The sequence below is a fragment of the Micromonospora lupini genome (assembly GCF_026342015.1).
GTDB lineage: Bacteria > Actinomycetota > Actinomycetes > Mycobacteriales > Micromonosporaceae > Micromonospora > Micromonospora lupini_B.
In genome coordinates, this window is the sequence record NZ_JAPENL010000002.1 from 2,463,630 (window position 1) to 2,483,971 (window position 20,342).

Annotated in this window: 19 protein-coding genes; 18 read left to right on the forward strand and 1 reads right to left on the reverse strand. The window is 71.8% G+C overall.

The features are described 5' to 3' along the window. Positions 1–59: 59 nt before the first annotated feature. From OOJ91_RS26305 to ahcY, 10 genes are all read left to right on the forward strand, one after another. Complete coding sequence (locus OOJ91_RS26305; protein WP_266249077.1) at positions 60–647, forward strand: DinB family protein; 588 nt, start codon at positions 60–62, stop codon at positions 645–647. Then, positions 647–1,303 carry a tetratricopeptide repeat protein gene (locus OOJ91_RS26310; protein WP_266249079.1) on the forward strand — a complete coding sequence of 219 codons (657 nt, stop codon included), beginning with the start codon at positions 647–649 and terminating at the stop codon, positions 1,301–1,303. Before OOJ91_RS26305 ends, OOJ91_RS26310 begins: the two co-directional genes overlap by 1 nt. Before the next feature lie 126 nt (positions 1,304–1,429). Further along, complete coding sequence (gene nfi / locus OOJ91_RS26315) at positions 1,430–2,170, forward strand: deoxyribonuclease V (RefSeq protein ID WP_266249081.1); 741 nt, start codon at positions 1,430–1,432, stop codon at positions 2,168–2,170. A gap of 192 nt (positions 2,171–2,362) precedes the next feature. After that, complete coding sequence (locus tag OOJ91_RS26320; RefSeq protein WP_266249083.1) at positions 2,363–3,424, forward strand: hypothetical protein; 1,062 nt, start codon at positions 2,363–2,365, stop codon at positions 3,422–3,424. Positions 3,425–3,493: 69 nt separating this feature from the next. Then, positions 3,494–4,879: a phosphomannomutase/phosphoglucomutase gene (locus tag OOJ91_RS26325; RefSeq protein ID WP_266249085.1), complete on the forward strand. Its 1,386-nt coding sequence runs from the start codon at positions 3,494–3,496 to the stop codon at positions 4,877–4,879. Between the two features lie 61 nt (positions 4,880–4,940). Then, positions 4,941–5,126: a Trm112 family protein gene (locus OOJ91_RS26330; RefSeq protein ID WP_007455824.1), complete on the forward strand. Its 186-nt coding sequence runs from the start codon at positions 4,941–4,943 to the stop codon at positions 5,124–5,126. Continuing rightward, positions 5,123–6,322, forward strand: a complete 1,200-nt coding sequence (locus OOJ91_RS26335) for an SIS domain-containing protein (protein WP_007455825.1) — start codon at positions 5,123–5,125, stop codon at positions 6,320–6,322. The genes OOJ91_RS26330 and OOJ91_RS26335 overlap by 4 nt, the downstream gene beginning before the upstream one ends. Before the next feature lie 58 nt (positions 6,323–6,380). Continuing rightward, positions 6,381–7,388 (forward strand): cation diffusion facilitator family transporter, encoded by a 1,008-nt coding sequence (locus OOJ91_RS26340; protein WP_266249086.1) that lies wholly within the window; start codon positions 6,381–6,383, stop codon positions 7,386–7,388. Between the two features lie 3 nt (positions 7,389–7,391). Further along, positions 7,392–8,555, forward strand: a complete 1,164-nt coding sequence (gene manA / locus OOJ91_RS26345; protein WP_266249087.1) for a mannose-6-phosphate isomerase, class I — start codon at positions 7,392–7,394, stop codon at positions 8,553–8,555. A gap of 263 nt (positions 8,556–8,818) precedes the next feature. Further along, complete coding sequence (gene ahcY / locus OOJ91_RS26350; protein ID WP_266249088.1) at positions 8,819–10,318, forward strand: adenosylhomocysteinase; 1,500 nt, start codon at positions 8,819–8,821, stop codon at positions 10,316–10,318. 78 nt (positions 10,319–10,396) lie between these two features. Here ahcY and OOJ91_RS26355 read toward each other — a convergent pair whose 3' ends face one another. Then, a complete protein-coding gene (locus tag OOJ91_RS26355; protein ID WP_266249089.1) occupies positions 10,397–10,555 on the reverse strand; it encodes a hypothetical protein in 159 nt (52 codons plus the stop codon). A 168-nt stretch (positions 10,556–10,723) separates the two neighbouring features. On the opposite strand from OOJ91_RS26355, the gene efeU reads away from it, so the two are divergent. From efeU to hpf, 8 genes are all read left to right on the forward strand, one after another. Next, the gene (gene efeU, locus OOJ91_RS26360; RefSeq protein ID WP_266249090.1) at positions 10,724–11,731 is read left to right on the forward strand and encodes an iron uptake transporter permease EfeU; all 1,008 of its coding nucleotides are present in this window, start codon (positions 10,724–10,726) and stop codon (positions 11,729–11,731) included. 23 nt (positions 11,732–11,754) lie between these two features. After that, entirely contained in the window at positions 11,755–12,888 is a 1,134-nt protein-coding gene (efeO, locus tag OOJ91_RS26365) for an iron uptake system protein EfeO (protein WP_266249091.1), read from the forward strand. Between the two features lie 25 nt (positions 12,889–12,913). After that, positions 12,914–14,191: an iron uptake transporter deferrochelatase/peroxidase subunit gene (gene efeB, locus OOJ91_RS26370; RefSeq protein ID WP_266249092.1), complete on the forward strand. Its 1,278-nt coding sequence runs from the start codon at positions 12,914–12,916 to the stop codon at positions 14,189–14,191. 270 nt (positions 14,192–14,461) lie between these two features. Beyond that, positions 14,462–15,151, forward strand: coding sequence for an MtrAB system response regulator MtrA (gene mtrA, locus OOJ91_RS26375; RefSeq protein WP_007455837.1), 690 nt, complete (start codon positions 14,462–14,464; stop codon positions 15,149–15,151). Between the two features lie 12 nt (positions 15,152–15,163). Beyond that, positions 15,164–16,921, forward strand: coding sequence for an MtrAB system histidine kinase MtrB (gene mtrB / locus OOJ91_RS26380; protein WP_266249098.1), 1,758 nt, complete (start codon positions 15,164–15,166; stop codon positions 16,919–16,921). Continuing rightward, on the forward strand, positions 16,918–18,735 hold the full coding sequence (locus tag OOJ91_RS26385) for an LpqB family beta-propeller domain-containing protein (protein WP_266249099.1): 1,818 nt from the start codon (positions 16,918–16,920) through the stop codon (positions 18,733–18,735). The genes mtrB and OOJ91_RS26385 overlap by 4 nt, the downstream gene beginning before the upstream one ends. A 4-nt stretch (positions 18,736–18,739) precedes the next feature. Continuing rightward, on the forward strand, positions 18,740–19,447 hold the full coding sequence (locus tag OOJ91_RS26390; protein ID WP_266249101.1) for a ComF family protein: 708 nt from the start codon (positions 18,740–18,742) through the stop codon (positions 19,445–19,447). Between the two features lie 246 nt (positions 19,448–19,693). Further along, entirely contained in the window at positions 19,694–20,326 is a 633-nt protein-coding gene (gene hpf / locus OOJ91_RS26395) for a ribosome hibernation-promoting factor, HPF/YfiA family (protein WP_266249102.1), read from the forward strand. The last annotated feature ends 16 nt before the right edge of the window (positions 20,327–20,342 follow it).

The following is a 20,342-nucleotide window of genomic DNA, read 5'->3' on the forward strand; positions in this document are numbered from 1 at the left end:
CCGTGGCCGAGGCGCGCGGCCGGTTGCCGAGGTGGGTGGGCATCGACGAGAGTCGCCGTATGGCTTACTCGTACACCGAGGCGACGGACCCCGAGCCCACGCGGGCCTTCGGTTGGTCGTACCTGTTCGTGCATCCGGACGACGACCCGCGCTCGGATGGCAACTTCGCCGACGAGCGGAGCGTCCTCGTCGAGTACCTGCGCGACCAGCGCCTCACGTTCGAACTCAAGTGTGACGGTCTGGACGCCGAGCAGTTGGCACGCCGGGCGGTGCCGCCGTCGACGATGTCGCTGCTCGGGTTGATCCGACACCTGGCCGAAGTGGAGCGTGGCTGGTTCCGTAGGACGATGGCCGGCCAGGTGGCGCCCAAGCTGTACTGCTCGGACGACGATCCCGACGGCGACTTCGACGGGGCGGTGGCCGATCCGGCGGTGGTGGACGAGGCGTACCGGGCCTGGCGTACGGAGGTGGAGTTCTCCGAGCGGTTCGTCTCCGAGGCGGCGGATCTGGGAGTGCGGGGGCTGCAGCGGGACGGCAACGTCATCGTGCTGCGCAGGCTGCTGGTGCACATGATCGAGGAGTACGCGCGGCACAATGGCCACGCCGATCTCCTACGCGAGCGTATCGACGGAAGGGTGGGTCAGTGATGGCCGAAGGGTTCGACGTCCGGTTGACGCGGGCGCAGGAGCGCTACGAGCAGGCGGTCTTCGGTGGCGACGCGAAGTCGTTGGACGAGGCGGAGCGGGATCTCGTGGCGTTGGAGGCGGACGCGGCTCTGGCCCGCGGTCGGCTTCTGCACGCCCGCTTCCTGGAGGCCGGTGCGGAGGACGCGGCCGAGCTGCGGCTCTTCGAGCGGGCGGCGCAGCTCTACCGCGAGCTGGGTGACGCTCGTGGCGAGGGGGAGTCGCTGTTCTGGGTGGGCACGGTCCACCAGGTGATCCGTCAGGACCAGGCGGCGGCCGATCCGGCCTTCGCGCGGGCCCGTGAGCTGGCGACCGAGGCGGGGGACGACCTGACCCTGTCGTACGTGCTGCGGCACCTCTGCTTCGGTGAGCAGGCCGCCGGTCGGGTCGAGGCGGCGCGGGAGCTGCTGGAGGAGTCGACGCGGTTGCGCCGGGAGCTGTCCTTCACCCCGGGAGTCGCGGCGAACCTGATCGGTCTGGCTGACCTGGCGGCGACCGACGGTGACCGGGACGCCGCCCGTGGTCTGCTCGACGAGGCTGCCTCCCTGGCCACCGGCAGCGGCGCGCACGGCGTCGCCCGGTGGGTCGAAGAGGCTCGCGACGAGCTGAAACTCGCCTGATCACGGTCGAGCGGCCGCGCAATGGCGTCGCCGAGCGTGATCGACTCGACATCGCCGACATCGGGGTGTCCGAGGCCATGGGATACCGCGACATCGCCGAAGTCGAGTGGATCAAGGTGGGCGCTCATGACCGGTGGAGCACCATCGGACCCGGGGTACGTGCCACGTAGCGTGGCGGAGGCGGTGGCCGTACAGGAGGAGTTGCGGCCGCTCGTCGACCTGGTCGGGCCGGGTCCGACCGCGCCCGCGACGGTGGCCGGCCTGGACGTCGCGTACGCCGAGAGCGGCGACCTTCTCGCGGCGGCCGTGACCGTGCTGGACGCCCGGACGTTGGCGGTTGTCGATTCCGCAGTCAGCGTGGGCCGGCCCGCGTTCGGCTACGTGCCGGGGCTGTTCGCGTTCCGTGAGCTGCCTGCCCTGCTCGCCGCGCTGAACACGCTGACGGCCATCCCGGACCTGCTTGTCTGCGACGGGCACGGCGTGGCGCACCCGCGTCGGTTCGGGCTCGCCTGTCACCTGGGGGTGGTCACCGGACTGCCCACGATCGGAGTGGGCAAGACGCCGCTTGTCGGCGCATGGGCGCCGCCGCCTGCCGACCGGGGTGCCTGGTCGGCGCTGCGGGACGGGGACGAGGTCGTGGGCCGGGTGGTGCGCACCCAGGCCGGGGTGAAGCCGGTCTTCGTGAGCGTCGGGCACCGGATGAGCCTGGACAACGCGACAGCGCAGGTGCTGGCGCTGACCCCGCGCTACCGACTTCCCGAGACGACCCGGACGGCCGACCGTCTCTGCCGGGACGCCCTCGCCCGGGCGGCACCGTCCGACCGGGACGGATCGGATGAGGCATCCGGCGAACCTCGTCGCGCGTGATCGACTCGACTTCGGCGAAATCGTGGTGTCCGAGGCCAACGGACACCCCGACATCACCGATACCGAGTGGATCAAGACCCACGCCAAACCGTAACGCCGCACACATGCGGGCCGCTCTATGACAAGTGGTGGGGGTGGCCCGGTAGTAGCCTGGCCCGCGGACCCCACCCGGGGAGGAACGGCGAGGTGATCATGACGGTGCGTCGACGCGCGGCACGGCTCGCGACGGTCTGCGGCCTGCTGGTCGGCATGGTGCTGCTCGGTGCGTCACCCGCGCTTGCCGACGACGACTCGGTCCGTGTCGGGGCTGCCAGCAGCTTCGCCGCCGGAGGTTCGGCCCAGGCGGTGAACGTCGCGGTGCGCAAGCGCTCCGGCGGCTGCGTCCTGCTGCGTACCGCCCTGGGTCTGCGCCTCGAGGGTCTCCAGCCGAGCCAGGTGGCGGTGCAGGTGAACGCGGGCGGGCGCTGGTTCCCGGTGGCCGTCGGCGGCGGTGGTGGCACGGTGCAGACCGGGCAGACCTCGCCGGCGAAGCCGACCCTGTGCAAGGGCAAGGGCATCACCGTGCGGTACCGGGTGGCGTTCGCGGCCGACGCGCCGGGCGGCCGGCTCTCCGTGACCGGTGTGGGTGTCACCGCTACCGGCCAGCAGTTGGGGCATGGCTCCGACACGGCGAAGGTCACCGCGCGGCTCTCCCCGTCGCCCACCCCGACGCCGTCGAAGAAGCCGACCCCGACCCCCAGTCCGACCGAGGTCGCGGCGGCCAGCGAGGTGGTGAACCCGGCTGCGGCAGACCCGACGTCCGCCGCGCCCAGCGCGACAGCGGTGGCCGCCGAGTCCGGCGGCGGTGGTGGGACGATCATGTTCTTCGGCATCGCGATGGTGGCGGTCGGCCTGCTGCTCATCGTGCTGCTGGTGCGCCGCTCCCGGCAGGACCGCACGCCTGCCGACGCGCCCGGCCCGCTGCCGGGCAACCCCGGTGGCACCACCTACCGCTCCGGCGGTGGGTCGCCGGCCGTGCCCGGTCAACCCGGCCCGGTGTACGGCCAGCAGCCCCCGACCGCCGGCCAGGTGCCCCCGCCCCGCCCCGCCGCCGGTGGCGTCTACGGGGCGCGACCCGTGACGCCGAGCCCGGACGCCACGCAACCGATGCCGGGTGCGCCGGCTGGTCCGGGTGCCCGACCGCTGCCCGGTGACCCGCCCCAGCCGCCCGACGGCGGCGATCACACCGTGTTCATGCCCCGGCTCCCCGGCTGAGCGGGGCCGGGCCGGGACGCTCCGATACGCTCAGGTTTGTTGTCAACCTGCGGCCAAGGAGCGGAACTAGTGTCTGATCTGTCCCAGATCGTCAAGGCGTACGACGTCCGAGGGACGGTGCCGGACCAGTGGGACGAGCGGGTCGCCGAGGCGCTCGGGGCCGCATTCACCCAGCTGCTCAACACCACCGACGAGCCCGGTGACGCGGTGGTCGTCGGGTACGACATGCGGGCCACCTCACCCGGCCTGGCCGCCGCCTTCGCCGCCGGGGTGCGGGCCGAGGGTCGCTCGGTGATCGAGATCGGGCTCGCCTCCACCGACCTGCTCTACTTCGCCTCCGGTTCGCTCGACCTGCCCGGCGCGATGTTCACGGCGAGTCACAATCCGGCTCAGTACAACGGCATCAAGATGTGCCGCTCCGGCGCCCGGCCGATCGGCCAGGACAGCGGGCTGGCGGAGATCCGGGAGCGGGCGCAGGCCCTGCTGGACTCGGGGGCGTCCCGCCCGGCGGGCGAGCCGACCCGGCCGGCCGAGCGGCGGGACCTGCTTCCCGACTACGCCGCGTACCTGCGCAAGCTTGTTGACCTCTCCGGCATCCGGCCGTTGAAGGTGGTGGTCGACGCCGGCAACGGGATGGGTGGCTTCACCGTCCCCACAGTGCTCGGCGACGCCGCCCTGTCGGCACTGCCGCTGGAGATCGTGCCGCTCTACTTCGAGCTGGACGGCACCTTCCCCAACCACGAGGCGAACCCGCTGGACCCGGCGAACCTGGTCGACCTCCAGCGTGCCGTGGTCGAGCACGGGGCCGACATCGGGTTGGCCTTCGACGGGGACGCCGACAGGTGCTTCGTGGTGGACGAGCGTGGCGAGCCGGTCTCGCCGTCGGCGATCACCGCGCTGGTCGCGGCGCGTGAGCTGGCCAAGCACCCGGGCTCCACGGTGATCCACGGTCTGATCACCTCCAACGCGGTCGCGGAGATCATCCGTGAGCACGGTGGGAAACCGGTGGTCGCCCGCGTCGGGCACTCCTTCATCAAGGCCGAGATGGCCCGTACCAACGCCGTCTTCGGTGGCGAGCACTCCGCGCACTACTACTTCCGGGACTTCTGGTTCGCCGACACCGGGATGCTCGCCGCGATGCACACCCTCGCCGCCCTGGGCGAACAGTCGCTGCCGCTGTCCGTGCTGGCCGGCGAGTACGAGCGCTACATCGCCTCCGGCGAGATCAACTCGACGGTCGCCGACCAGGCCGCGGCGGTGGCCGAGGTGCGTGCCGCGTACCCGGACGCGACGGCCGACGAGATGGACGGGCTCACGCTGCGCTTCTCCGACGGCGCCTGGTTCAACCTGCGCGCCTCCAACACAGAGCCGTTGCTGCGGCTCAACGTCGAGGCGCCCACCCGCGAGCGGATGGTCTCGCTGCGTGACGAGGTGCTCGACCGCGTTCGCCGATAAGATCGCCTGCGCCGGACGGCACCGCCGCCGGTGACCCCGCACTCGTGGAAGGAGCCGCGCCATGGCCCTGGATCCGCAGTTGCTCGAGATCCTTGCCTGCCCGGACACGCACCACGCCCCGCTCACCTACGACGCGGAGGCGCAGACGTTGACCTGCACGGAGTGCGGTCGGATCTTCGAGGTCCGCGACGACGTGCCGGTGCTGCTGCTCGACGAGGCGCGTGGCGGCCCCGGACAGCAGTCATGATCGACGGTACGGCCGGGGTCAGTGGGCGTCGCGACGCCGACGAGGCCCTCCTCGACAACCCGGACGCGCTTGCCGAGCACGACCCGGGCGGCATGCTGCGGCACACCGCCTCGGGCGGCGCCCAGGTGCGCGAGAGCGCGGCGTTGGCCGCCGAGGCGAACCTGGCGGTGCTCGCTGACGACGGGCGTCCCCGGGCTGTGGTGATCGCCGGCATCGGCACCGCCGGGCGTACCGGTGACGTGCTGGCCACTGTCGCCGGGCCCCGCTGCCCGGTCCCGATCATCGGGCACCGCAGCGCGGGCGTGCCCGGTTGGGTGGGGGCCGCCGACGTGGTGATCGCGGTGAGCGCGTCAGGTCGGAGCCCGGAGGCGTTGGGCGCCGCCGAGGCTGCGCACCGTCGCGGTGCCCGGCTGGTCGCGGTGGGCGCCCCGGACTCGCAGTTGCAGTCGGTCGCCGAGCGGGCCCGCGCGCCGTTCATCCCGGTGCCGCGACGCGCGCCGGCCCGGGCCAGCCTGTGGGCGCTCACGGTGCCGGTCCTGCTTGCCGCGCGCTCGCTCGGGCTGGTGAAGGTCAACGAGGCGGATCTGGCGGAGACGGCGGCCCGACTCGACGCGGACGCCGACCGCTGCCGCTCCGCAGCCGAGTCGTTCGTCAACCCCGCCAAGTCGCTGGCGCTGGGCCTGGCCGGCTCGATCCCGATCGTGTGGGGCTCGTCCCCACTGGCCACCGTGGCGGCTCGCCGGTTCGGCGACACCCTCTCCGCAAACGCCCGCTACCCGGTGGTCACCGGGGCGCTGGGCGAGGCCGGGCGGGGCCGGGTCGGGCTGCTCGACGGCGTCTTCGGTGGCCTGGCCGAGGGAGAGCGGGACATCTTCGCCGACCCGGCGGAGGAGGACGACGGCGAGGGCACCCGGCTGCGGCTGGTCCTGCTGCGCGACGGTGGGCTCAACGCCGAGGACGACACGGACGAGCCGCTCGCGGTCGAGGAGCGCCGCGCGGACGCGGTGCAGACCCTCGCCGAGCGCCGTGGTGTGCGCTGCGACGTGGTGACCGCCGAGGGTGGGTCGGCTCTGGAGCGGCTGGCCTCACTGATCGCCGTACCGGACTTCGCCTCGATCTACCTTGCTCTGGCACACGGTTTGGACCCGATGGCCGTCCCGGCCATCACCGAGATGAAGGAGCTGTCGAACCAGTGAACGAACGCAGGGGGCGGCGCGTCACGGACGTCACCACGACGCGAAGCGGAGTGGCAGCGTGAGCGCGAACGGCGGGACGAAGGCGATCGTCGCCGCCCTGCTGGCCAACGTCGGCATCGCCGTCACCAAGTTCATCGCGTTCCTGCTCTCCGGGTCCTCGTCGATGCTGGCCGAGGCGGTCCACTCGGTCGCCGACTCCGGCAACCAGGGTCTGCTGCTGCTCGGCGGCAAGCGGGCGAAGCGCGCGGCCACCCCGGAACACCCGTTCGGGTACGGCCGGGAGCGCTACATCTACGCGTTCATCGTGTCGATCGTGCTGTTCAGCATCGGCGGACTGTTCGCCCTCTACGAGGCGTACCACAAGTGGTCGGATCCGCACGGAATCACCGAGTGGCAGTGGCTTCCGGTGGCGGTGCTGGTGGCGGCGATCGCCATGGAGTCGTTCTCCTTCCGGACGGCCATCAAGGAGTCCAACCACACCCGGGGCACGCAGTCCTGGGTGCGCTTCATCAGGCGGGCCAAGGCGCCGGAGCTGCCGGTGGTGCTCCTGGAGGACTTCGGCGCGCTCGTCGGTCTGGTCTTCGCGCTGTTCGGCGTCGGCATGACGCTGATCACCGGCAACGGCAGGTGGGACGCGGCCGGCACCGCGATGATCGGCGTCCTGCTTGTGGTCATCGCCATCGTGCTGGCCATCGAGACCAAGAGCCTGCTGCTCGGTGAGGGTGCCGAGCAGCAGGACCTGGACGCCATCGAGCGGGCCATCACCGAGGGCCCCGAGGTGGAGCGGATCATCCACATGAAGACGCTCTACCTGGGCCCGGAAGAGCTGATGGTGGCCGCGAAGATCGGCGTGCCGGCCTGCGAGAGCGCCCACGAGCTGGCCCGTGGCATCAACGCCGTGGAGGCGCGGATCCGCACCGCCGTGCCGATCGCCCGGGTGATCTACCTGGAGCCGGACATCTACAGCGCCGCCGCCGCGGCGGCTGGCACCGGCGCCGCCGCCGACACCGCCGTACCGCAGCCCGAGGACGCGTCGGGCGAGGCGGTCGGGCGGCCCAGGGGCTGACCTGTGGAACCGCTGTACGGACCGATCCGGGACTACGCGTGGGGGTCCCGTTCAGCCATCGCCACGTTGCAGGGTCGACAGGTGCCGAGCACCGGTCCGGAGGCGGAGCTGTGGCTGGGCGCCCACCCGGGCGCCCCGGCCAGCGTGGAGCGCGCCGGCCTGCGGGTGAGCCTCTGTGACCTGGTGCGCGACGAGCCGGGGCAATGGCTGGGCCAGCGGGTGGCCGACCGGTTCGGCACTCGGCTGCCGTTCCTGCTCAAGGTCCTCGCCGCGGACGCGCCGCTGAGCCTGCAGGCGCACCCGGACGCCGAGCAGGCCCGGGTGGGTTTCGCGGCGGAGGCGGGTCGCCCCGTGGGGGAGCGCAACTACTCCGATCCGCACCACAAGCCGGAGTTGCTTGTCGCGCTCACCCCGTTCGAGGCGCTGTGCGGCTTTCGGGACCCGGCGGAGTCGGCCGAGGCGCTCGCCGCGTTCGGCGTACCGGCGTTGGCGCCTGTGGTCGACGCGCTGCGGGCGGGGCCGACGGGGTTGGCCACGGCGGTGCGGACACTGCTCGGCTGGCCGGTCGCCGAGCGCGACGGGCTGCTGCGTGCCGTCCTGGCGTCGACTGCCGACGGCTCGGACGCGGACCTGGCCCACCGGCTGGCGGCGTTCTATCCGGGCGACCCGGGGGTGCTGGTGGCGCTGCTGCTGCACCACCTGCGGCTGGCCCCGGGAGAGGCGATCTGGATGCCCGCGGGCAACCTGCACGCCTATCTGAGCGGGTGCGGCGTGGAGATCATGGCGGCCAGCGACAACGTGCTGCGCGGGGGTCTGACCCCGAAGCGGGTGGACGTGGACGAGCTGCTGCGGGTCCTGCGTTTCGAGGTGCTCGACGATCCGATTCGTGCCGCGCAGCCGGTCGGCCCCGGGGTGGACTGCTGGCCGGTGCCGGTGGACGACTTCGCGCTGCACCGGGTGCGGGTCGGCGCCGCCGTGCCGGAGGTCACCCTGCCGCTGCCCGGCCCCCGGGTGGTGCTCTGCGGTGCGGGCTCGGTCACCGTCGACGACGGTGCGGGCGCGTTGACGCTGGCGTCCGGCCAGGCGGCGATCGGCACGGCGGCAGGCGAGCCGCTGCGGGTCGGCGGCGACGGTGAGGCGTACGTGGCGACGTCGGGGCTGCGCTGAGCCGCCACAAGTCCGACTTTCCCGGAATGGCTTGACGCGACCCTGGCTGAGTGTGACTCTGTGAGTACGCAGCGTTATCGCGACGACGGTCCGGCAACGTGCGGGGAACCAAACCGGGGGGATGCACGGGGCGGGCGGAAGTGGGCAGCGGGTCTGTCCACCACCGACCGCCCCGTGCGCTGTCCGTGGCCCGTCCCCCGCCGCCGGTGGCCCGCGCGCGTAAGGTGGAGGATCGGCGCAGACATCGTTCGACAGGAGCTTTCATGACCAGCACCCTCCCGGCGGCCGCCAGCGGCACGCCGTCCGAGGCCCGGCCGAGCACGCTCGCCGAAGGCGACTTCAAGGTGGCGGATCTGTCGCTCGCCGAGTTCGGGCGCAAGGAGATCCAGCTCGCCGAGCACGAGATGCCCGGCCTGATGGCGATCCGGCGGGAGTTCGCCGCATCGCAGCCGCTCGCCGGCGCGCGGGTCACCGGCTCGCTGCACATGACCATCCAGACCGCCGTCCTGATCGAGACGCTTGTGGCCCTCGGCGCGCAGGTCCGCTGGGCGTCCTGCAACATCTTCTCCACCCAGGACCACGCCGCCGCCGCGATCGTCGTCGGCCCGAACGGCACCCCCGACGCCCCCGCCGGCGTCCCCGTGTACGCCTGGAAGGGCGAGACGCTGCCGGAGTACTGGTGGTGCACCGAGCAGGTGCTCGCCTGGCCTGACGGGCAGGGCCCGAACATGATCCTCGACGACGGCGGCGACGCCACACTGCTGGTCCACAGGGGCGCCGAGTTCGAGAAGGCAGGCGTCGTGCCGCCTGTCGAGTCCGCCGACTCCGAGGAGTACGGGGTCATCCTCGAACTGCTGCACCGCTCGCTCGCCGAGGACGGTCAGCGCTGGACCCGGATCTCCGCAGGCATCAAGGGCGTCACCGAGGAGACCACCACAGGCGTGCACCGTCTCTACGAGATGCACCGCGCCGGCACCCTGCTCTTCCCGGCGATCAACGTCAACGACTCGGTGACGAAGAGCAAGTTCGACAACAAGTACGGCTGCCGCCACTCCCTGATCGACGGCATCAACCGGGCCACCGACGTGCTGATCGGCGGCAAGATGGCGGTCGTGATGGGCTACGGCGACGTGGGCAAGGGCTGCGCCGAGTCGCTGCGCGGCCAGGGCGCCCGCGTCGTGGTGACCGAGGTCGACCCGATCTGCGCGTTGCAGGCCGCGATGGACGGCTACCAGGTCGCGACCCTGGACGACGTCGTCGAGCAGGCGGACATCTTCATCACCGCCACCGGCTGCTTCGACGTCATCACCAACGAGCACATGGCCCGGATGAAGCACCAGGCCATCGTGGGCAACATCGGCCACTTCGACAACGAGATCGACATGGCCGGCCTGGCCAAGCGCTCCGACGTCGAGCGGATCAACATCAAGCCGCAGGTCGACCTGTGGCGCTTCGCCGACGGGCACGCGATCATCGTGCTGTCCGAGGGCCGCCTGCTGAACCTGGGCAACGCGACCGGGCACCCGAGCTTCGTGATGTCGAACTCGTTCGCCAACCAGACGATCGCCCAGATCGAGCTGTTCACCAAGACCGAGGAGTACCCGGTCGGTGTCTACGTGCTGCCCAAGCACCTGGACGAGAAGGTGGCCCGCCTGCACCTGGGCGCGCTCGGCGCCAAGCTGAGCACGCTCACCAAGGAGCAGGCCTCGTACCTGGGCGTCTCCCCGGAGGGGCCGTTCAAGCCGGACCACTACCGCTACTGATCGACGTCCCTGCGAACCGGGTCGGCTGCTCGCAGCCGGCCCGGTTCGTCGTTCCCGCAGTGGCGGGACGGGGCCGGGTCAGCCGGAGCGGGAGCCGCGGCGGCTGGGGCGGAACCACGTCCACGCGCACCAGGCCAGCCAACCCAGGGACACGACTGTGGCCAGTGCCCGCAGGCGCAGCACGCTGAGCAGCATCACCACGGCGAGCACCGCCAGCCACGGCAGGAAAGCCTTCACGGCAGGGATCCTCCCACGCTCGGCCGGTGACCGGCTCGTGGCGGCCGTCGAAGGCCAGGTCACAGCAAGAGTGAGCTTGTCATGAACGACTTGACGAGGCCCCTGAACTGGAGGAAGGTATGGCTGCCCTAAGTTAGCTGAGGCGTGCCTAATGAACACGGAGCCCTGATGTTCGCCACCTACCTGATCGGCCTGCGGGAGGGCCTGGAAGCGACCCTGGTGGTCAGCATCCTGGTCGCCTTCCTGGTGAAGTCGCAGCGCCGGGACCGGTTGCCGCAGGTGTGGGCGGGCGTCGGCCTTGCCGTGGTGCTCTCCGTGCTCTTCGGCTGGCTCATCGAGTACACCTCGACCTCGCTGCTGTCCCGTTCCGAGGACCGCGAGCTGTTCGAGGCCGTCACCTCCGTCGCGGCAGTGGTGTTCGTCACCTGGATGATCTTCTGGATGCGCAAGGCGGCCCGGACCATCGCGGGCGAGCTGCGCGGAAGACTCACCGAGGCGCTGGCCGTCGGGTCGCTCGCCGTGGCCGGGATGGCCTTCCTCGCGGTGGTCCGGGAGGGCCTGGAGACCGCCCTGATCTTCTACTCCGCCGCACAGGGCGCGGCAGGCGACAGCGGACCGCTGCTCGCGCTCGTCGGCGGCATCGTGACCGCCGTGGTGCTCGGCGTGCTGCTGTACGCCAGCGCCCTGCGGATCAACCTCGGCAAGTTCTTCACCTGGACCGGCGCCCTGCTGATCCTGGTCGCCGCCGGCATCCTCAAGTACGGCGTGCACGACTTCCAGGAGTCCGGTGTCCTGCCCGGCCTCAACGACCTGGCCTTCGACATCACCGGCGCGCTCGACCCGACCACCTGGTACGCGGCGCTGCTGGCCGGGATGTTCAACGTGACCCCCGCGCCCACAGTGCTCGAGACGATCGCCTGGATCGGGTACGCCGTGCCGGTTCTCCTGCTCTTCCTGCGCCCGGCCCGGCGTACCCCCGCGCCTGCCGCAGCCACCGCGGCGCCGGTCGCGCCCCCCGCGCCGGCACCGACCGCGGCCCCGGCGCCCGCCGTCACGGCGGCACCGGCCGGGTCGACGTCGCCGGACTCCACGACCACCACCACCGTCACCGAGCGCGGGGCCGACACCGGCGCCGAGGCCGAGGCCGAGGCGGCATCCGCGCCGCAGCGTGCCTGACCCCACGAGGAGAGACAGCTCAGATGCGTACCACCCGATTCTTCGCGCTGGCCGCTGCCGGCGTGCTGGCGACGGCCGGCGTCACCGCGTGCTCCGATTCCACGAAGGATGAGGCGGGCGCGGCCGGGGGCCCGATCGTGGTCAAGGCCACCGACACCGCCTGCGAGGTCGGCACGACCGACCTCGGCGCCGGAACCGCCAACTTCAAGATCACCAACTCGGGCGCGAAGGTCACCGAGTTCTACGTGTACGCCTCCGGCGACCGGGTGATGGGCGAGGTGGAGAACATCGCCCCCGGGCTGAGCCGTGAGCTGCACGTCGAGCTGCCGGCGGGCACGTACGAGACCGCCTGCAAGCCGGGGATGAGCGGCAAGGGCATCCGGGGCGCGCTCAAGGTCAGCGGGTCGGCGCAGCCGCTGACCGCCGACGCCGCCCTGGCCGGGGCGACCGACAACTACCAGCGCTACGTCAAGAGCCAGACCGACGCGCTGCTGGAGAAGACCGAGGAGTTCGTCGGCGCCGTGAAGGCCGGCGACGTGGCGAAGGCCAAGACGCTCTACCCGGTCGCGCGCACCTACTGGGAGCGGATCGAGCCGGTGGCCGAGATCTTCGGCGACCTCGACCCCAAGATCGACGGCCGCGAGGAGGTCATCGAGGAGGGGATGGAGTTCACCGGCTTCCACCGCATCGAGAAGGACCTCTGGCAGTCCGGCGACGTCAGCAAGGACGGTCCGATCGCGGACCGGCTGCTTGTCGACGTCAAGGAGATCGTGGCGAAGGCCAACGCCGAGAAGCTCTCTCCGCTCCAGCTCGCCAACGGCGCGAAGGAGCTGCTCGACGAGGTCGCCAGCGGCAAGATCACCGGCGAGGAGGATCGCTACTCGCACACCGACCTGTGGGACTTCGCCGCGAACCTGGAAGGTTCCAAGGCGGCGCTGTCCGCTCTGCGGCCCGCGCTCGAGCAGCGCTCGCCGGAGCTGGTCAAGCAGCTCGTCACCGAGTTCGCGAACGTCGAGGCGCAGCTCGGCAAGCACCGCGACGGCGACGGGTGGAAGCTGCACACCGCGTTGAGCAAGGCCGAGCTCAAGGAGCTCTCCGACGGCATCAACGCGCTGGCCGAGCCGATCAGCAAGGTCGCCGCAGTCGTCGCCAAGTGACCGGGACGCAGGGGGAGTCGAGTCGATGAGCGCAAGCAGGTTGACGCGCCGGCGGGCCATCACGCTCGCCGGTGCGGGGGTGGCCGGAGTCGCCGGTGTGGCCGCCGGCGCGGGCGCGCTTGTCGGCGACTCCCGTGGCCCGGCGGCCGCCAGTGACCATCCGGCGGGCGCGGTGCCGTTCTTCGGCGAGCACCAGGCCGGAATCGTCACCCCGGCGCAGGACCGGCTGCACTTCGTCGCCTTCGACGTGATCACCAAGGACCGGGCCCGCCTGGTCGAGATGCTCGAGGAGTGGTCGGCCGCCGCCGCCCGCATGACGGCAGGCCGCGACGCCGGGGTGCTCGGCGCGGTCGGTGGCATGCCGGAGGCCCCGCCGGACGACACAGGTGAGGCGCTCGGCCTTCCGCCGTCGCAGCTCACCCTGACCGTCGGCTTCGGCCCGACGCTGTTCCGCGACGCCGACGGACGGGACCGGTTCGGCATCGCCGACCGCCGCCCGGCCGCCCTTGCCGAGCTGCCCAAGTTCCCCGGCGACGCGTTGCAGGCCCCGATCTCCGGCGGCGACCTGTGCGTGCAGGCGTGCGCCAACGACCCCCAGGTGGCGGTGCACGCGATCCGCAACCTGGCGCGGATCGGCATGGGGGTGGTCAGCGTCCGCTGGTCGCAGCTCGGCTTCGGCCGTACGTCGTCGACGTCCCGGGACCAGGCGACCGCCCGCAACCTGTTCGGCTTCAAGGACGGCACGGCCAACCTCAAGGCCGAGGAGACCGACAGGCTCCGCGACCAGTTGTGGGTGCAGCCGGGCGACGGGCCGGACTGGATGACCGGCGGGTCGTACCTGGTCACCCGCAAGATCCGGATGCTCGTGGAGACCTGGGACCGGACCTCGCTGGCCGAGCAGGAGGAGATCGTCGGCCGGACCAAGGGCAGCGGCGCCCCGCTCGGTCGCAGCAAGGAGTTCGACGAGCCGGACTTCGCGGCGCGCGGTGACGACGGCAAGCCGCTGATCCCCGAGCACGCCCACGTCGCCCTGGCCCACCCGAGCAGGAACAACGGCGCGCACCTGCTGCGGCGGGGCTACAACTTCGTCGACGGCTCGGACGGTCTGGGTCGGCTGGACGCCGGCCTGTTCTTCATCGCCTACCAGCGGGATCCGCGCCGGCAGTTCGTGCCGATCCAGACCCAGTTGGCCCGCCACGACGTGATGAACGAATATCTACGGCATGTCTCCAGCGGTCTGTTCGCCTGCCCTCCCGGCGTTCGCGACGGTGGAGACCACTGGGGTCGGGCGCTCTTCGGCTGACCGGCCGCCGGACCGCGGCGGGCAGCCCGTCGCCCCACGGTCGTGGCGGGGGACCGTCGTCCGGATCGCGACAGCGTGGCCGGTCGGGGCTGCGGTGGCGCAGGACGGCGCCGAGGGGGGATCATGGTGGCAGCCGGCCGATCCCTGTGCCGGCGCTCGCACCGTGTGGCGCCGCCGCCGCGGGTCGCGGTGACTGGTTTTGCCGGCGGCGCTATCCGTGCCGGGTGACGCCGGTCCCACCGAACTGAACGGGGATGCAATATTAATCCCATGAGAGCCCGGGTACTGGTGGTCGACGACGACCCCGCACTCGCCGAGATGCTCGGCATCGTGCTGCGTAGTGAGGGCTTCCTGCCCTCGTTCGTGGCCGATGGTGAGCGGGCGTTGGCCGCGTTTCGTGACAGTCGACCGGACATCGTCCTGCTCGACCTCATGTTGCCCGGAATGAGTGGTATCGACGTGGCGCGGTCGATCCGTGCCGAGTCCGGCGTGCCCATCGTCATGCTGACCGCCAAGAGCGACACCGTGGACGTCGTCCTCGGCCTGGAGTCCGGCGCCGACGACTACGTGGTCAAGCCGTTCAAGCCCAAGGAGCTGGTGGCCCGGATGCGGGCCCGGTTGCGCCGTGGCGAGGACGTGGCGCCGGAGATGCTGACCATCGGCCCGCCCGGTAACCAGATCACCATCGACGTGCCGGCCCACACCGTGAGCCGCAACGACGAGGAGGTGAAGCTGACGCCGTTGGAGTTCGACCTGCTTGTCGCGCTCGCCCGCAAGCCGCGTCAGGTCTTCACCCGCGAGGTGCTGCTGGAGCAGGTCTGGGGCTACCGGCACGCGGCCGACACCCGCCTGGTCAACGTGCACGTGCAGCGGCTGCGCGCCAAGATCGAGCCAGATCCGGAGCGGCCGGAAATCATCCTCACCGTGCGGGGCGTGGGCTACAAGGCGGGCACCGGATAGCCTGGTCACACTGTGTCGACCTCGCCGCCCCCGCACCCCCGGACCACTGCAGCCCGCCGGCTCAACGCCGGCCGGGACCTGTGGCGCGCGCTGAGTGGTCGGGCCGCGCGGCTGGTGGCCCGGGCGCACCAGACCTGGCGCCGCTCGCTCCAGGTCCGGGTGGTCACCATCACGCTCGTCGCCTCCAGCCTGCTGGTGGGCGGCTTCGCGTACCTGATCGCTGACAAGATCACGACGATCCTGCTCGACAACGCCCGCACCGACGTCCAGTTGCGGGTCAAGGGCGGCGCGGGGTATGCGGCCAAGCAGGTCTCCCTCTACGGCCAGCCGCAGGAGGCGCAGCTCCAGGAGACCATCGAGGGCACTGTCAACTACCTGGCCGGCGGCGACCCCCAGCAGACAAGTGGCGTGGTGGTGGCCATCACCGCCGCCGACTACCCGACCATGATCCAGACCCGCACCGCGCCGGCGGCCAACGTCCAGCCCCTGATCAGCAAGGAGCTGCGGGCCGCGGTCGCCAGCGGCAAGGTGGCCAGCCAGATCCAGACCGGTCGGCTCACCGGCGAGCCGACGAAATACCTGGTCTACGGCTCGCCGGTGCCGACCCGCTTCGGGCAGATCGAGCTCTACTATCTGGTGCCGCTGACCCGGCAGGACGCCACCGCCGCGGACGCCCGTGCCACGGTCGTCGCCACCGGCATCGCCCTGGTGGTCCTGCTGGGGCTGCTCGCCGCCCTGGTCACCCGGCTGGTGGTCAAACCGGTACGGGTCGCCGCGCGGACCGCCCAGCGGCTCTCCGCCGGCCTTCTCGACCAGCGCATGGTGGTCAACGGCGAGGACGACCTCGCGCTGCTGGCAGCCTCGTTCAACCAGATGGCGACCAACCTGCAACGGCAGATCCTGCGCCTGGAGGAGATGTCCCGGTTGCAGCGCCGGTTCACCTCCGACGTGTCGCACGAGCTGCGGACCCCGTTGACCACGGTCCGGATGGCCGCCGACCTGATCTTCGCCGAGCGCGACGAGTTCGACCCGGCGGTGGCCCGCAGCGCCGAGCTGCTCCAGGCCGAGCTGGACCGTTTCGAGGAGCTGCTCACCGACCTGTTGGAGATCAGCCGGTTCGACGCGGGCTTCGCCATGCTCGACGCCGAGCCGACCGACCTGGTGCCTGTGGTGCACCGGGTCGTCGACCGGTTGGCCGGCCTGGCCGAGCGGGTGGGAGTTCCGATCGAGTTGGACCTGCCGAGCACTCCTGTGATCGCCGAGGTCGACCCCCGCCGCGTCGAGCGGGTGCTGCGCAACCTGGTCGGCAACGCGGTCGAGCACGGCGAGGCCCGGCCGGTGCTGATCACCCTCGGCATCGACGACACCGCCGTGGCGATCACCGTCCGCGACCACGGGGTGGGGCTGAAGGTGGGCGAGGAGAAGCTGGTGTTCAACCGGTTCTGGCGGGCGGACCCGTCCCGGGCCCGGCAGACCGGCGGCACCGGGCTCGGACTGTCGATCAGCCTGGAGGACGCCCGCCTGCACGGTGGCTGGCTGGAAGCCTGGGGAGCGCCCGGCCAGGGCGCCCAGTTCCGGCTCACCCTGCCGGCTCGCGCCGGTGACCGGCTCACCACGTCGCCGCTGCGGCTGGTGCCCGCCGACGCGGCGCTGCCGTTCGGCGGCCCCCGCGACGGCGGCCCACTGGCCATCGGTCCGGGCACCGGCGGAGCGCTGGCGATCGGCCCCGCGCCGGCCGGGGACGGCGAGCGGGCGGAGGTGCGCTCATGAGGGCTCGACCACTGTTGTGCGCCGTCGGCACGGCACTGCTCCTCAGCGCCGGCTGCGGCATCCCGGCATCGTCCGACGTGCGGGTGGACGGCAAGGCCGGCACGGCGACCGAGGCCGGGTCGGACAACGGTCGCCGCAGCGAACCACCGTCGCGGACGGCCAGCGGCAGCGACAACGAAGCGTTCGTGCGTAACTTCCTGTCCGCCGCCGCCGGTGAGCCGGACCGGGCGTACGAGCGGGTGAAGGCGTTCATCGCCCCGGAGCACAAGCCCCGCCTACAGGACAAGAAGGGCAGCGAGGTCGCGCTGACAGTGGTCCGGCTGCGGGAGACTGTCTTCACCTTCAACAGCGACTCGACGACCACCGTCAAGATCTCGGTGCAGCAGATCGGCGTGCTGCGGACCAACGGCACCCTGGCGCCGCCGGTGGCGACCGAGACGGAGTACGAGTTCCGGCTGCGCAGCGCCTCGCTCGGCGGCACCGCCAACGACGAGCGCGCCGGCCAGTTCGTGCTCGACCCGCCGAACGTGCTGCTGCTCAGTGACGTCGCCCTTCAGCAGTACTACCAGGACGAGTCGATCTACTTCTGGAGCTCCGACCGGACACGGCTGGTGCCCGACCAGCGGTACCTGCCGTCCGCCGTGCCTGACGAGCGCCGCGTCAACGAGGTCGTGCGCTGGCTGGTCGGTGGCCCGTCCGACTGGCTGCGGCCGGGCGTCGTCGGCCTGCCCGACGGCACCGAGCTGATCAACAACGCCACCGGCGCGAACAACCGGTGGGAGGTCAACCTGGACATGTCCGGCGACGACCAGAACCGGGTCGACCAGGTGATCACGCAGCTCGCCTGGTCGCTGGGCGACCTGCCGGGCGAGCTGGAGCTGAAGATCCGCAACAACTCGCAGCCCGTCCAGGATCTCGACGAGCGCCGGCTGGCCCAGCCGCTCTACCCGGTCCGGGAGAGCCCGCAGCGGTTCGGCGTCTACGAGGGCGCGATCCGCCCGCTCGACTTCGTCGGCGAGCCCAGCGGCGTGGTGCCCCTGACGGCCGAGGTCAACCGCAACATCGTGTCGGCCGGCTTCGCGCGGGGCGCCAGGCGGGTCCTCGCCGCGATGGTGGTGACCAGCGGCAGGGACCGGCAGCGACTCGCGGTGGGCACCGGCGCGGACACGGTGGCCGTGCTCAACCGCAGCGGCACGGAGTACGCCTCGATCAGCCGCCCGGTGTGGCTGCGTACCGTCGACTCGCGCCCGGCGCAGGGGCTGGTGGTGGCCGACGGCCGCCTCTACCGCTTCGACGAGGCCGGCCGCATGTCGGAGGTGCCGCTGAACCTGCCCTCGCCGCAGGTCACCGCGGTGGCCGCCGCGCTTGACGGTCAGCGGGTCGCGTTGATCGCCGGCGGGCGGCTCTACGTCGCGGCGATCAACCTGGACGGCACCGGGAGCGGGATGTCAGTCGGCCCGCCCCGGGCCCTGGTCACCTCGTTGACCAGTCTGACCGCGGTGGACTGGATCGGGGAGGATCGGCTGGTGGTGGCCGGGTCTGCGGGCCAGCCGGCGATCTACGAGATCAGCGTGGACGCCGCTCTGGAGACCCCGCTGCGCACCGACGTGGGCGCCAAGGTCAACCACCTGACGGCGTACCCCACCAACCGCAGCGTGCGGGTGCCCAGCGGGGCCTACATGTACGAGGCGAACAAGGTGGCGTACCGCAGCAGCCCGTTCGAACGGATCGAGCCGGGGAGTGTGCGCGACGTCCCCGCGCCGCCGGCCGGGGTCCGGCCGAGCAATCCGTCGGCCCCGTTCTTCCTCTACTGACGCCGTGCGCGGGCTCTGGGCGGACCTCGCCGACCTGGTCCTCCCCGCGGACTGCGCCGGCTGCCGGGAGCGTCACGCGGTCCTGCGGCACGGGTTCTGCCCCGCCTGCGTGACGGCGCTTGGCGTGCTGCGTCCCCGGGCGGTCCGTCCCACGCCCGCCCCACCGGGGCTCCCGCCCTGCGTCGCCCTCGGCCCGTACGCCGGCCCGCTGCGTGAGGCCCTGCTGGCGTACAAGGAGCACGGCCGGCACGGTCTGGCCCGCCCGCTGGGCGCGCTGCTGGCCGAGGTGGTCGTGGCGGCGGTCGGCGAGGTCCGCCCGGTGGACCTGGTGCCCGTGCCCGACACCGCCGCGGCGGCCCGAGCCCGCTACGGCGACCACCTGGACCGGTTGGCCCGGCACTGCGCGGGCCGGCTGCGCCGGGGCGGCTGGCCGGCACGGGTGCGTCGTCCGCTGCGCGCGCTGCCCCGACCGGACTCGGTGACGCTTGACAGCGCGGGCCGCGCCGCGGCGGCCGAGGCGGCGTTCCGACACCGGTCGAGCGCATCGGGTGGGCCTCGCCGAACAGGCGACGCACCATTCGTGGTGCTGCTTGACGACATCGTCACCACAGGCGTGACCCTGGCCGCGGCAACCCGGGTGCTGACCGCGAGCGGATGGCCACCCGGTGTCGCCGCGGTGCTCGCCGCGACCGAGAAAAGACACCACTTGTAACAGACCGTGTTTCCGTTTCACCCGTTGGTGTATGAGGTGCGAAAAATCCCGGGCGGTCTTGGCGACATGGGGTGACTGCCGGGCGAACAGGAGTTAGCGTTTCGCTGTCAGGGGTAGGAGGTCTTTCCATCCCGCCCCCGGCGGTGAGAGGAGGCGTAGCCGTACTGACCGGTCGACGCCAGCGGGTCTCCCCACGGCGCGCGACCGGGAAAACCGGATCGAAGACGTCCGAACAAAGGAGGTCACGTGGACATCGTGGTCAAGGGCCGCAACGTCGAAGTGCCGGACCATTACCGGGTACACGTAGCCGAGAAACTCGCAAAGGTCGAACGTTACGACCACAAGATTATCCGCATCGATGTCGAGCTGTTTCACGAGCGCAATCCGCGCCAGGCCGACCACTGCCAGCGGGTGGAGATCACCTGCGTTTCCCGAGGTCCCGTGATTAGGGCCGAGGCCTGCACGAACGATTTCTACAGCGCGCTCGACGCCGCAATCGCGAAGCTCGACACCCGGCTGCGCCGCGCGGCGGACCGCCGCCGCGTACACCGTGGTCGGCACGCGCCGATCTCCGTCGCCGCCGCCACCGCCGACCTGCCGGTCACGGACCTGGTGGCCGCCCCGCTGTCCGCGTCGGGTGCCGGCGCACGCGCCGGCACCGCCGTCGCGGAGCGGGTCGAGGAGGAGCACGACCAGCCGTGGCACATCGCCCGGGAGAAGGTGCACCCGGCGGAGCCCATGACGATCGACGACGCCCTGTTCCAGATGGAGCTGGTCGGCCACGACTTCTACCTGTTCCAGGACAAGGAAACCGGCCGCCCGAGCGTCGTCTACCGACGCCACGCCTACGACTACGGCATCATCTCCCTCGACACGTGACAGGTCCCTGACCGCG

What these genes read in the sequence shown, in the direction of transcription:
- efeU (WP_266249090.1), top strand. Translation starts at nt 10,724, where the DNA reads ATGTTCGCCACCTACCTGATCGGCCTGCGGGAGGGCCTGGAAGCGACC.
- OOJ91_RS26330 (WP_007455824.1), top strand. Translation starts at nt 4,941, where the DNA reads ATGGCCCTGGATCCGCAGTTGCTCGAGATCCTTGCCTGCCCGGACACG.
- efeO (WP_266249091.1), top strand. Translation starts at nt 11,755, where the DNA reads ATGCGTACCACCCGATTCTTCGCGCTGGCCGCTGCCGGCGTGCTGGCG.
- ahcY (WP_266249088.1), top strand. Translation starts at nt 8,819, where the DNA reads ATGACCAGCACCCTCCCGGCGGCCGCCAGCGGCACGCCGTCCGAGGCC.
- OOJ91_RS26385 (WP_266249099.1), top strand. Translation starts at nt 16,918, where the DNA reads ATGAGGGCTCGACCACTGTTGTGCGCCGTCGGCACGGCACTGCTCCTC.
- OOJ91_RS26305 (WP_266249077.1), top strand. Translation starts at nt 60, where the DNA reads ATGGCTTACTCGTACACCGAGGCGACGGACCCCGAGCCCACGCGGGCC.
- OOJ91_RS26320 (WP_266249083.1), top strand. Translation starts at nt 2,363, where the DNA reads ATGACGGTGCGTCGACGCGCGGCACGGCTCGCGACGGTCTGCGGCCTG.
- OOJ91_RS26335 (WP_007455825.1), top strand. Translation starts at nt 5,123, where the DNA reads ATGATCGACGGTACGGCCGGGGTCAGTGGGCGTCGCGACGCCGACGAG.
- mtrA (WP_007455837.1), top strand. Translation starts at nt 14,462, where the DNA reads ATGAGAGCCCGGGTACTGGTGGTCGACGACGACCCCGCACTCGCCGAG.
- OOJ91_RS26310 (WP_266249079.1), top strand. Translation starts at nt 647, where the DNA reads ATGGCCGAAGGGTTCGACGTCCGGTTGACGCGGGCGCAGGAGCGCTAC.
- efeB (WP_266249092.1), top strand. Translation starts at nt 12,914, where the DNA reads ATGAGCGCAAGCAGGTTGACGCGCCGGCGGGCCATCACGCTCGCCGGT.
- nfi (WP_266249081.1), top strand. Translation starts at nt 1,430, where the DNA reads ATGACCGGTGGAGCACCATCGGACCCGGGGTACGTGCCACGTAGCGTG.